This is a genomic window from Coprococcus sp. TF11-13, from assembly GCF_003481085.1.
GTDB classification, from domain to species: Bacteria; Bacillota; Clostridia; order Lachnospirales; family Lachnospiraceae; genus Coprococcus; species Coprococcus aceti.
Window position 1 is genome coordinate 1 of sequence record NZ_QUKK01000002.1, and the last position, 11,822, is coordinate 11,822.

An 11,822-nucleotide genomic window follows, 5' to 3' on the forward strand; every position below is an offset into this window, starting at 1 on the left:
GCATCCATGTGTTCAGCCTAGTTCATAAATATGTGTCCAGGATTCTGGGTACATATCAAGTCGGTGTGGAGTTTTATTGTATATTAACTATTATTAGTTAGCCAGAGCCTGAAGTACAGCAGCCTTCATCGCATCGTCACACTGCTCATCTCCTATGTACAATGTAACTGTACTCTTTCCGCCTGCAGGAAAATCAAATACTGCCTTCAGTGTCTTGTCTATATATGTTCCATCTGAACCATACTTTGCAAGATCCATGCTGACCTTTGTTCCATAATATGTGATTCTGAATCCACCGTTTGTTGTGTCCTCATAATACCATACTGTTGTCTTGGCCTTCTTATCAAGAGCGTCTCCATATGTAACACCTGTAGGAACCTTCTTCTCTGTTCCGTTGCTCTGTACATCTGTATAGACGATCTCATTCTTCTTAAGGCTGTCTATCTTGTCCTTTGCTTCATCGTTAGTACGATACTGAATATTACCCTTTACAAATATCTGAGCTGTCTCAGGAAGAACCAGATACACACCGCCACAGATAGCTGCTACCACAATAATGGCTACAAGGATCTTAACAAATGTCTTCATAATTATCTCTCCTATCCACAATCAAATTCATCAATCGATACTAGAACAGTTCTTTCTCAAGCTGGAATATGAAATCCTCAAGGAGCTGCATGCGTTTGCTGTACTCAAGTCGTCCAGCCTCCGTCTTACATCTCTTGATCTTTGGTTTATTGATCTTATAAAAATTCTTGATTCTGTAATATGCGCGCTTATAGCTTGCCTCGTCCTCTATAGCCGTAGCCATGGAATCCCACAGAACACTGATCGCTCCCACTTCATCCAGCAGGTCTGCATCCATAACTATCCTGCACTCAAGTGACAAATCTGCATCAGTATCCTTCTCCTCATGGATCATGATTATCTCGCCTATCTTGGCTATCTTCTGTGGATCGACTCCCAGACTGTCAAGATAATTGACAGCTATCTCTGCTCCGACCTCCCCATGTGGTCTCTCGTCATCCCAGCCCACATCATGAAGAAGTGCCGCGAGAACTATTATATCCAGATCTCCACCTAACTTCGACTGAAGCTTTATCGCCCATCTATACACCCGCATAGTATGTTCAAATCTGCTCCTGAATGGATAATTAGGCGGCCTACCGTTAACGGCTGTCTGTTCCTTTACAAAATCAATTACTTCAGCGTAATTCATATCCGTTTCGCCCCTTGGAAATCACTATTCTGCAGCGCATAATAACACTGCAAAAGTATCATACTTGATGATAACATCTTTTGTGGGATTTTGCTATATTTTTTTAAATTTTTAATAAATAATGTTAAAAATAAAAAAATCCATGCGATCTTCCTTCGAAGCGTCACCATAGACGTTACCTCAGCAGTTAACTCAGCCCAGGCACCCTCACGGCACACAGGAGATTCCCCTTAGTGCTGCTTCGTCTCCGACCTGACACGGTTCGAAGATTCCTGTTGCGCGAGACCCAGACATCAACATCACTTACTGAGGGCAGCCCTACAGCGGCCACCCCTCCGGAAGACCATCACCCCTGCTATAGCGGATTGCAGGTACAGGGCGCCGCTACCTCCCCGGTTGCATGGAAACTTTAAAACATATTTAATTGGCTGTGCACAAGATGCACCGCAGGCTACATTATATCTGACATGCCGCCCGCCGTCAAGCATTCTTCGCTTTTCCCTGTCTCAGGTCGCGAAAAAAGCTCTTCATCATCTCACTGCATTCATCCTGCCGCACACCACGTATAACCTCAACCTGATGATTGAACTGTTTCATGTCCAGCAGGTTTATTATGGAGCCCGCACATCCGGCCTTGGGATTCATGCATCCTATCACCACATTTGGGATACGGGCCTGCACTATGGCCCCGGCACACATCTGGCACGGTTCAAGGGTCACATACATTGTGCACTCCTCCAGCCGCCAGTCGCCGAGCTTCTTTGACGCCTGTTCTATGGCCAGTATCTCCGCATGTGCAAGTGTGGTCTTTTTCAGATTTCTCTTGTTGAAGCCCCTTGCGATTATCCTGTCATCGTGGACTATGACACAGCCTATCGGAACATCGCCATTTGCATAAGCCCTCTTTGCCTGGGCTATGGCTTTATCCATATACTTCTCATGGATACGCCGCTCCTCCGGCGTCAGCTCATCTATATTGGTATCTTCCATTCTCTTTATCCTCTTCTTCCTATCTTATATCCACTATCCAGTAGCCGAAGCTGCCGGTCTTGATATGTGTCTCCTTCTCCGGCACGAATCTGTCAAATCCAAATATCCCGGCAAGGTATTTCTCCCTCGAGGAATACACCCCCGGAACTCCAAGTATGTAACTGACGCGGTCATCATCTGGGGAAAATATGACTTTGCCAAACATCAGGTATTTGTAGCTGTAATACCCGTGTGTCAGGAAGCTGTTCACCCCGAGCTTCCAGTTGCACATGTCCAGCAGACCTATGTCATTCGGGGATATCTTCACGCTCTCTATGACGCTGTCCAGCCCGTCATCCAGGGAGCTTCCCGGAAGAAGTGGCAGACGTTCATAGTTCTCAAACATTTTGTCTATCGCCGTTCCGGTCTCGGAGGTCTCGACCTCATCAGAACATACAGGCTCCGCCGGTGCAGCACAGCTCTCAAGCTCCAACTCTGCCGTGACCGTATCTGTTATGGAGGCCTCTCTCACCGCCTCGCTCAGTTCCTCAGCATCGCGGCCCGCACGTTTCGCATCCCACATTCTGGAATAATCTATCACACTGTCCGTCCAGGACGAACAGAATATATCGCTGTCGTAATACTCCTGCCCCATATTTCCATCCGGCTGTATACGCCTTATGACGATACCGGCAAATGCAGTCACAGGCCGTCCACTCTCCATGACATCATCCCAACAGAATGAGAAGCACTCCTCACCGTGTCCATTTCTGAGTCTCATCTTACCGACGAGCACCGGCAGAGGGATCATCACGGGTTCATTTGTCTGTTCACCGCCCACTGCGCCTTCGTCGGCCAGCGTCTCCCTGTAAATGAACACGCCATAGATTTCCTCTCTGCTGTTCATTCCGTTTCTCAGTCCAACCGTGAGTCTTCCCGTTCTCCCCACCTTTGCCACCTTGGCAAATCCTGAATTTTCACATTTGTGTCCGTCGTGATACCTGTAAATATACGATATAAATCGGTTCCAGTACACCATAGATAATCCTCCTCTCCCTTCCGGAATTCTGCGTCCTTTTCCGGGGGCTTTATCAATTATCTATGATTCTGTCTCACCACCTATGACATTATTTGTCCGTGAGAATGTCGCTCAAAGCTGCAAATTCCGCCAGACTCAAACTTTCTCCACGGATATTTGCTGATATTCCAAGGGATTCCAAAGCCTTTGCGATCTGCTCCTTGGCAAATGACAGCTCTCCGCTGTTGGCTATACCATTCTGGAGAGTCTTTCTTCTCTGGTTAAATGATGCTCTTATCAGCCTGAACATGAGCTGCTCGTCCTTCACCTTGACCGGCGGTTCCTGGTATCTGTTCAGTCTGATGACCGCTGAGCCCACACCTGGTCTCGGTATAAAGCAGTTTGGCGGAACATTTGCCACTATATACGGCTCGGCATAATACTGAACTGCCAGGGACAGTGCTCCGTAATCCTTGGTTCCCGGGCCCACCTGCATGCGGTCCGCAACCTCCTTCTGCACCATGACCGTCACCGAGAGAAGCGGCACATGCTTCTCGAAAAGTCCCATGATGATCGGTGTGGTTATATAGTATGGAAGATTCGCAACCACCTTGATAGGCCTGCCGCCATTTCTCTCCTCCACGATCTTGTTGATATCCACCTTCAGTATGTCATCGTTGATGATGGTCACATTGTCGTACTCCGCAAGGGTCTCGTCCAGAATAGGGAGAAGATTCTTGTCTATCTCCACCGCCACAACCTGTCCGGCACTCTCCGCAAGATACTGGGTCATGGTTCCTATTCCCGGGCCTATCTCCAGAACGCAGTCGTCCTTCGTGATGTCCGCCGCGCTGATTATCTTGTTTATGACATGGGCATCTATGAGGAAATTCTGACCGAACTTCTTCTGAAATGCAAATTCGTATTTCTTTATCGTCTCTATCGTGACCTGTGGATTACTTAACTTCTCCATGCTTTGTCCTTTCCATTGCCTGTAATCTACGTTTTTATTACATCTTGTACATTTTCAGGGCATTCGCGTATGTCTGGTCATACACTTTCTGAACCGGAACGCCCTTGATCTCGGTTATCTTCTCAGCTATATAAGGTATGTTGAGGGCAGAGTTCCTTGTTCCCCGGAATGGAACCGGAGCCATGTATGGGGAGTCTGTTTCGAGAACTATCTTTTCCAGAGGGATGTCCTCCACGACCTCCTGAAGCTTCCGGCTGTTCTTGAAGGTGACTACTCCGCCAACCCCTATGTTAAATCCCATCTTAATATATTCTCTTGCCTGTTCTACGCTGTATGAATAACAGTGTATCACACCGCCATTTCTGCCGCCATCCATTCTTTTCAATATCTCCATGGTGTCTGACGCGGCGTCCCTGCTGTGTATGATGATCGGCATGGCAAGCTCCTGTGCAAGCTCAAGCTGTCTGACGAACCATTTCTTCTGCACATCCCTCGGGGGATCATCATCAAAATGATAATCAAGGCCTATCTCACCTATGGCTCTCACCTTTGGATTATCCAGCACCATGCTCTTAAGCTCCTGTATATCCGTCTCCGTCAGCTCACCGACCTCACTTGGATGCACGCCAACCGCTGCATAGAAATGCGGATACTTTCCGGCAAGCTCCACCGAATTCCTCGACGACTGCATATCCGCTCCGACGTTCATGACCTTGTCTATATCCTTCTCAAGGAATTCTGCAATTAACTGTTCTCTGTCCTCATCAAACTGAGTATCGTCATAATGACCATGTGTCTCAAATATCATATCTCAAACCTCTCTTATGGTACTAATGCATTGTTTATAGTACCGCAATATCGTATCCGTCACGCTGTATTATACAGAAATACCCGCACTTTGTGAACGTTTAATTATTTGTTTATGATTAGTTATTAATCTTTATAAATAGATTAATCTTTAAACACATTTTTTTCACAAATCCTGAATATACTAACAATCGTAAAGAGTTTTTCATTTATTTGAATCCTCTCTCCCCTCATTTTTTTGCAAGAGGCAGCAGATCTTCCCCGTTCTGTTACCTCTTGTTTTTTTGTGTCCAAAACTGTATATTTATTGTGATGTATATATGTACACATAGATTACATCAACGTATAATATGTGTCCACATTACATGTGTCATATTGCATTGATTTTATATGTATATTTATCATAACATTTTACATAACAGGAGGACTTTCATGATTTCAAAGAAATATTCATCAATGTTAAACAACACTTCCATCATCAGGGAATTTGCACAGTATGCTTCAAAGCGTGCCGCTGAGATCGGTGCTGAGAATGTGTTCAACTATACTATAGGCAACCCATCTGTGCCTACCACAGACGACTTCAACAAAGGACTTATCGATCTTATCCAGAATGAGGATTCACTGGCACTTCACGGCTACAGCCCTACACTTACTATTTACTCTGTAAGAAAGGCTGTCGCAGATTCTCTGAACCGCCGTTTCGGCATGGAGTATGTTCCTGAGGACATTTTCATGACATCAGGTGCTGCCGGAGCCCTGGCCCACGCCATCAGATGTGTCACAGAGCCGGGCGACGAGGTCATCACATTTGCGCCTTACTTCCCTGAGTATGTTCCATACGTTGACGGAACCGGTGCTGTTCTCAAGGTCGTTCCCGCGGACATTACTTCATTCCAGATCAACTTTGACGCATTTCTCGAGATGATGAACCCAAATGTTCAGGCAATCCTCATCAACTCGCCAAACAACCCATCCGGAATCGTCTACTCAACAGAGACTATAACACATCTTGCCCAGATCCTCTCAGAGAAACAGGAGGAGTACGGACATGACATTTACCTTATATCAGACGAGCCTTACAGAGAGATCGTATTTGAGGGAACCGATTCGCCGTTCATCTCAAAGTTCTACGACAACACGATCTGCTGCTACTCATTCAGCAAATCTCTGTCACTTCCTGGAGAGCGTATCGGATACGTGGCTGTAAACCCTAAGTGCAAGGACGCTGAACTCATCATCAATATGTGCGGACAGGTATCACGTTTCACAGGACACAACTGTCCTTCATCTCTGATACAGCTCGGAGTTGCAAAGGTGCTCGATGAGACATCTGATCTGTCAATCTATGAGAAGAACAAGAACATCCTGTACAAGGAGCTCACCGCCATGGGATATGAGTGTGTTGAGCCGGGCGGAACCTTCTATATGTTCCCTAAGACTCCTATCGCAGATGCAAATGAGTTCTGTAACATGACTGCCCATGAGCTTGATCTGATCCTTGTTCCTGGCGACAGCTTTATGTGTCCGGGACATATGAGACTGGCTTACTGTACTACAACAGATATGGTTGAGCGCTCTCTGCCACTGTTTGAGAAGGCTATTAAGATGTGTAAATAATGATCTGTGTGTACGACAATAACAGATCTTGTTTGTACAAAATTATTTTAGGAAAGTATAGAGATATAGCATATGACTAACATAAAGATAATTCTCGCCTCGGGATCGCCTAGAAGAAAGGAACTTCTGGCCCAGGCGGGATACGACTTCGATGTGTGTCCAAGTCTTTCTGATGAAGATCTTGAACCGATGGCTCCATCTGAATATGTAATGCTTCTGGCTAAGAAGAAGGCAGATGAAGTGTGCAACAGGATCATCGCCCAGGATGTTGTAAGACGGGTTAAAAAGCTTCCTGAACGCTTCGTTGTCCTCGGCGCAGACACTGTTGTATCGCTGAACGGAAGGATTCTTGGTAAGCCTTACGACTACGACGATGCATACAACACCTTGAACAGTCTGTCCGACCAGACGCATCAGGTGTACACCGGCGTGTGTCTGATATATGTGAACGGAAGAGCCAAGTCATCCAGCTCATTCTATGAGAAGACGGATGTAACCTTCTATCCTGTATCCCACGACGAGATAATCCAGTACCTCGCCACAAATGAGCCGTTTGACAAAGCCGGAAGCTATGGAATTCAGGGCAAGGGCGGTCTGTTCGTCAAGGGAATTGAGGGCGACTACAACAATGTTGTCGGGCTGCCACTCGCAAGGGTGTATCACGAGCTTGATGATTTGATTTCTTGAATGGTTTGGAAATATTTTCTCTAAATGGCAATTATATTTATTTTACGACACTAAATTATCCCTTTTTGAGGAAAAGATCTTGAAAAAGGCACAAAATCTGAGATTTTGTATTTTTTCAACAAAATTTCCTTGAAAAGGGATAATTTTATACACATATTATTAAATTCCACGATAAACAGCACAAAGACTTTTATCCGCCATCGTGCCATAAGAAATAATTCCTACATGAATCCTTACATAAGCTCTTTCTTCACATTGAAGATAGTTCCAACGACCTTCGGGCCCGCATTTGATGCAACTGCTGCCCCGATCTGGAAGTAATCTGAAGGGCCATAGCCAACCTTCTCCGTCATACGGGCTGTCAGCTCGTCTCTTACGGTCTCATCGTTACCATATACTATCTGGTACTCTGAACCCGGATCCATCTCTTCCACTGTGACATCCACCATCTTTGCCATGAGCTTCTTCTCGCCGCGGCACTTGATAGCTGTCACGATCTCATTTGCCCAGATCTTCATGATAGGCTTCACGCCAAGTGCATCTCCAACCAGAGCCGCTGCACTAGGTATTCTTCCAGACTTTGCGGCATACTTAAGACCATATATTCCGAAGTATATCCTTCTCTTTGGAAGCTCTTCCTTCAGATACCACACGATATCCTTGGCATCCTTGCCTTCCTTCGCCATCCGCGCTGCCACAATAACAGGATATCCATACTGTCCGCTGTAGCCTATTCCGTCAAATACATATATATTGCACTTTCCGGCGCACTCAGGATATTCCTCCTCGAACTGATCTGCGGCCATCTGCGCATTTGCATATGAGGCAGAACCATCCTTGTTGATGCTTACATATATAATATCCGTGTAACCCTGCTCCACCAGCTCCTTATACACCTCGCCGAACTGGTACGCTGTGATCTGTGATGTCTTTGGAAGATCATCATTCTCTGCCATGAGCTTGTAGAAGCCCTCATTGTCAAAATCGACTCTGCTCAGATAAGACTTGCCACCTATCACGACCGGGAAAGGAAGGATCTTGATGCCGAGCTCCTTCTCCTCATTCTCTGAAATGTCACTGGCAGAATCTGTCATTATAATAATTTTTCCCATAATTCACAAAACTCCATTTTTTGCTAATGAGCAGACGCATGAAATGCGCTGCGCGCGGCGTCTGCGTGCTTCATAAGGAATCCTCCCACTTACGTGGGTCCCTCCTTATGAAAATTTACTTATCATTCTCCATACGCCACTTGATACATCTGTTGAGATAATGAACATAATCAGGGTTCTTGCACATACCCTTGCCCTTATCATCAGATATCTTGGCAACATCCATGCCGTTACATGCTGTAGTCTTCATAACTATGTTGAGCGGTTCATCGCACGTATCGTTGGATATATATGTTCCTATTCCAAATGCAACCTTGATCTTGTCCTTGAAATAGCTGTTGAGTTTGTCCGCTTTCTCGAAATCAAGGCTGTCGCTGAACAGAAGTGTCTTGGTCTTTGGATCAAGTCCAAGCTTCTCATAATGATGAACCATCTTGTCGCCCCACTCATAAGGATCGCCACTGTCGTGTCTCACCCCACTGAAAAGTGTCGCATATGTGAGCTGGAAATCCTTCAGGAAGCAATCTGTTGTGATGGCATCAGTGAGAGCTGTTCCGTTCAGCACTCCATACTCCTTAACCCATGCATCCAATGCATACCAGTTGGAATATGCAGGATTGTGCTTATGATTACCCTGTCCAACACACATGATCCACTCATGCGCCATAGTTCCAACCGGAACCAGATTATACTTCCTTGCCAGATATACATTACTTGTTCCGACAAATGTTGAACCCGGATACTTGCGCTTGCTGAGTTCCTTGACTGCAAGCTCCTGAGCTTCAGCCGAAAGTCTTCTTCTGAGTCCAAACTCACTGAAAGCTCCAAGGTTATACTCTCCGGTCTCGACTTTTCGGACCTTCTCATCAAGCTTCTCCATGAATGATGCAAGCAGCTTATCATAGTCATCGTTCATTCTGAAGTAGACCTCATTCACTATAGCCAGAGTAGGTATCTCATACATGGAAGTATTGAGCCAAGTACCTCTCGCCTCTATCTTCAGTCCACATTCAGCGTCATCTGATATCTCAAAGTCCTCATATCTTGCCTTCCAGAGTCTCAGAAAATCAACATAAGAACCCTTTATCCACTTGATATTGTGCAGATACTCAAGCTCCTCCTCTGTAAATCTCAGATCACAGTAGAGCTGTATCTGTCTTTTGATTTCATCAACCATCTCCTTTGTGAAGAACACGTCAGTATTCCTGCACTTGAATGACCATGTTGTCTTATAGTCACTGAACTGATGGTAAATCGCCTGTCCCATACTAAACTTGTACATATCCGTTTCAAGCAGGCTTGTGATTATTCTTTCCATTTTTATACTCTTCTTTCTCTTTTTATCCGCTCCACACATACGGCTTAACCGCCATATATCACGGAAATACGGAAGTATACGCAAGTTAAAATACTTCCACTTATAATAAGTTAGCACACAGCCCGCTGTCAAGCACTATTACCTTGCAACTATCACACATAGTATTGTATAATGTTACCGTTCAGAGCCATGCAGCACAATATAAGAAGTGGCTTGTCATGCTTGCATGAACAAGGCATTTCTTATATTGTGCTATACGGCGGATACGCCGCACCGAACAGGCTCGTAAGAGACTGTGAGGTGGCATGGCTCTGAATGCCGCAGGGCACACCAGCCGAACAGGCTCGTAAGAGACTGTGAGGTGGCATGGCTCTGAACACAGCAGGGCACACCAGCCGAACAGGCTCGTAAGAGACTGTGAGGTGGCATGGCTCTGAATGCCGCAGGGCACACCAGCCGAACAGGCTCGTAAGAGACTGTGAGGTGGCATGGCTCTGTGGTTTTACATATTATGAAAAGAGGATAGATTATGTTAGAGCAGAACAACGGAAAAAAGCCTAAGAAGTACGCTGGTATTCTGGCTCACCCGACATCATTCCCAAGTCCTTATGGAATCGGAGATCTGGGTCCGGGCGCTTATCAGTTTATCGACTTTCTTGCAGCTTCAGGATTAAATCTGTGGCAGGTGCTTCCACTCGGTCACACAGGCTTTGGTGATTCACCTTATCAGCCATTTTCAGCATTTGCAGGGCAACCACTTATCATCGATATCGACTACCTCAGAAAGAAGAAGTTACTTCTGGACGAGGACTTCTCAGCTATGCCTGACTGGGATCCTGAGAAGATCGACTATGGAACACTTATAGAATTCAAGACTGGCCTTCTGAAGAAAGCGTACGAGAGATTTATCGACGCTGACTATGCAGATGATATGTCAGGAGACGAGGATCTCATGGCAAAGTTCGATGCATTTGTCAAGAATACATCATGGCTTGCTGACTACTCTCTGTTCATGGCAGGCAAGGATGCGCACGAGGGAATGCCTTGGTACATGTGGGAGGATTCACTGAAGAAGCCTACCGCAAGGCAGAAGACCGCATGGAAGAAGAAGCTTGCAGACGGCATCGGCTACTACAACTTCCTCCAGTTCCTTTTTACAGAGCAGTGGCAGGCCCTCAAGACATATGCAAATGATCTCGGAATCAGTATAGTAGGTGACACACCTATATTCCTCGCATGGGACAGCGCAGACGTATGGTCCAATCAGGAACTGTTCCTGCTGGATTCAAAAGGATACCCTATCGAGGTTGCAGGTGTTCCACCAGATTATTTCTCAGCTACCGGTCAGCTCTGGGGCAACCCTCTGTACAACTGGAAAAAGCATACCGAGACAGGCTATGCATGGTGGATAAAGAGAATCAAGTATCAGCTCACAGTAACAGATTTCCTCAGGATAGATCACTTCAGAGGATTTGACCGTTACTGGGCAGTGCCTTACGGTGAGGAGACCGCCATCAACGGCGAGTGGAAGCCAGCTCCAGGGCTGAACTTCTTCACACAGCTCGAAGCTAATCTCGGCTACCATCTTCCTATCATCGCCGAGGATCTCGGCGAGATAGATGATTCAGTCATAGAACTCAGAGACAAATTCGGACTTCCTGGAATGAAGATCCTTCAGTTTGCATTTGAAAATCCAAACGAGAACGACTTCCTTCCACATAACTATACACCTAATTGTGTATGCTATACAGGAACACACGACAACGACACCACCCTTGGATGGTATACGCAGGCTTATGAGGCTTCAAAGGATAAGCTCAGAAGATACTACAGCACTGATGCAAGTGATATCTGCTGGGTTATGATAAGAGCATGCTTCTCTTCTGTTGCCAACATGGCCATCGTTCCTATGCAGGACGTGCTAAAGCTCGACTCATGGGCACGTATGAACACGCCAGGCGTTGGAGAGGGCAACTGGGCATGGAGATTCAAAGCCTCAGACCTGAGCAAGCAGTTGTCAGACAGGCTTCTTGAGACATCAAAGCTCTATGGAAGATATACTCCAATACCGGAGAAGAAGGATTCTGAGGAGAAGTAAT

At 46.0% G+C, this 11,822-nt stretch carries 11 protein-coding genes and 1 other RNA gene; 3 read left to right on the forward strand and 9 right to left on the reverse strand.

Annotated elements, in window-relative coordinates; translation table 11 throughout:
- Nucleotides 1-93: 93 nt before the first annotated feature.
- The 7 genes from DXD11_RS04685 to DXD11_RS04715 all read right to left on the reverse strand — a co-directional run bounded on the left by DXD11_RS04685 (nucleotide 94) and on the right by DXD11_RS04715 (nucleotide 4,987).
- Nucleotides 94-588 carry a hypothetical protein gene (locus tag DXD11_RS04685; protein WP_015534504.1) on the reverse strand — a complete coding sequence of 165 codons (495 nt, stop codon included), beginning with the start codon at nucleotides 586-588 and terminating at the stop codon, nucleotides 94-96.
- A gap of 40 nt (nucleotides 589-628) precedes the next feature.
- Complete coding sequence (locus DXD11_RS04690) at nucleotides 629-1,219, reverse strand: HD domain-containing protein (protein WP_015534503.1); 591 nt, start codon at nucleotides 1,217-1,219, stop codon at nucleotides 629-631.
- Nucleotides 1,220-1,359: 140 nt separating this feature from the next.
- An RNA gene (gene ffs / locus DXD11_RS04695) (signal recognition particle sRNA large type) lies at nucleotides 1,360-1,623 on the reverse strand.
- Nucleotides 1,624-1,699: 76 nt separating this feature from the next.
- A complete protein-coding gene (gene tadA, locus DXD11_RS04700) occupies nucleotides 1,700-2,209 on the reverse strand; it encodes a tRNA adenosine(34) deaminase TadA (RefSeq protein WP_015534501.1) in 510 nt (169 codons plus the stop codon).
- Nucleotides 2,210-2,228: 19 nt separating this feature from the next.
- The gene (locus DXD11_RS04705; protein ID WP_117550018.1) at nucleotides 2,229-3,227 is read right to left on the reverse strand and encodes a DUF6128 domain-containing protein; all 999 of its coding nucleotides are present in this window, start codon (nucleotides 3,225-3,227) and stop codon (nucleotides 2,229-2,231) included.
- 88 nt (nucleotides 3,228-3,315) lie between these two features.
- Nucleotides 3,316-4,179: a 16S rRNA (adenine(1518)-N(6)/adenine(1519)-N(6))-dimethyltransferase RsmA gene (gene rsmA, locus DXD11_RS04710; RefSeq protein ID WP_055145795.1), complete on the reverse strand. Its 864-nt coding sequence runs from the start codon at nucleotides 4,177-4,179 to the stop codon at nucleotides 3,316-3,318.
- Between the two features lie 37 nt (nucleotides 4,180-4,216).
- Entirely contained in the window at nucleotides 4,217-4,987 is a 771-nt protein-coding gene (locus DXD11_RS04715) for a TatD family hydrolase (RefSeq protein ID WP_118017006.1), read from the reverse strand.
- A gap of 431 nt (nucleotides 4,988-5,418) precedes the next feature.
- Here DXD11_RS04715 and DXD11_RS04720 point away from each other — a divergent pair, with 431 nt between their 5' ends.
- Nucleotides 5,419-6,606 (forward strand): pyridoxal phosphate-dependent aminotransferase, encoded by a 1,188-nt coding sequence (locus DXD11_RS04720; RefSeq protein ID WP_118017007.1) that lies wholly within the window; start codon nucleotides 5,419-5,421, stop codon nucleotides 6,604-6,606.
- A gap of 72 nt (nucleotides 6,607-6,678) precedes the next feature.
- Nucleotides 6,679-7,293 carry a Maf family protein gene (locus DXD11_RS04725; RefSeq protein WP_015534495.1) on the forward strand — a complete coding sequence of 205 codons (615 nt, stop codon included), beginning with the start codon at nucleotides 6,679-6,681 and terminating at the stop codon, nucleotides 7,291-7,293.
- A gap of 233 nt (nucleotides 7,294-7,526) precedes the next feature.
- Here the strand turns inward: DXD11_RS04725 and DXD11_RS04730 are convergent, their stop codons facing one another.
- A complete protein-coding gene (locus tag DXD11_RS04730; RefSeq protein WP_118757877.1) occupies nucleotides 7,527-8,405 on the reverse strand; it encodes a DegV family protein in 879 nt (292 codons plus the stop codon).
- Between the two features lie 115 nt (nucleotides 8,406-8,520).
- The gene (gene pncB, locus DXD11_RS04735; protein ID WP_118757878.1) at nucleotides 8,521-9,762 is read right to left on the reverse strand and encodes a nicotinate phosphoribosyltransferase; all 1,242 of its coding nucleotides are present in this window, start codon (nucleotides 9,760-9,762) and stop codon (nucleotides 8,521-8,523) included.
- Nucleotides 9,763-10,252: 490 nt separating this feature from the next.
- Between pncB and malQ the strand changes: the two genes are divergently transcribed.
- The gene (gene malQ / locus DXD11_RS04740) at nucleotides 10,253-11,821 is read left to right on the forward strand and encodes a 4-alpha-glucanotransferase (RefSeq protein ID WP_118757879.1); all 1,569 of its coding nucleotides are present in this window, start codon (nucleotides 10,253-10,255) and stop codon (nucleotides 11,819-11,821) included.
- The last annotated feature ends 1 nt before the right edge of the window (nucleotide 11,822 follow it).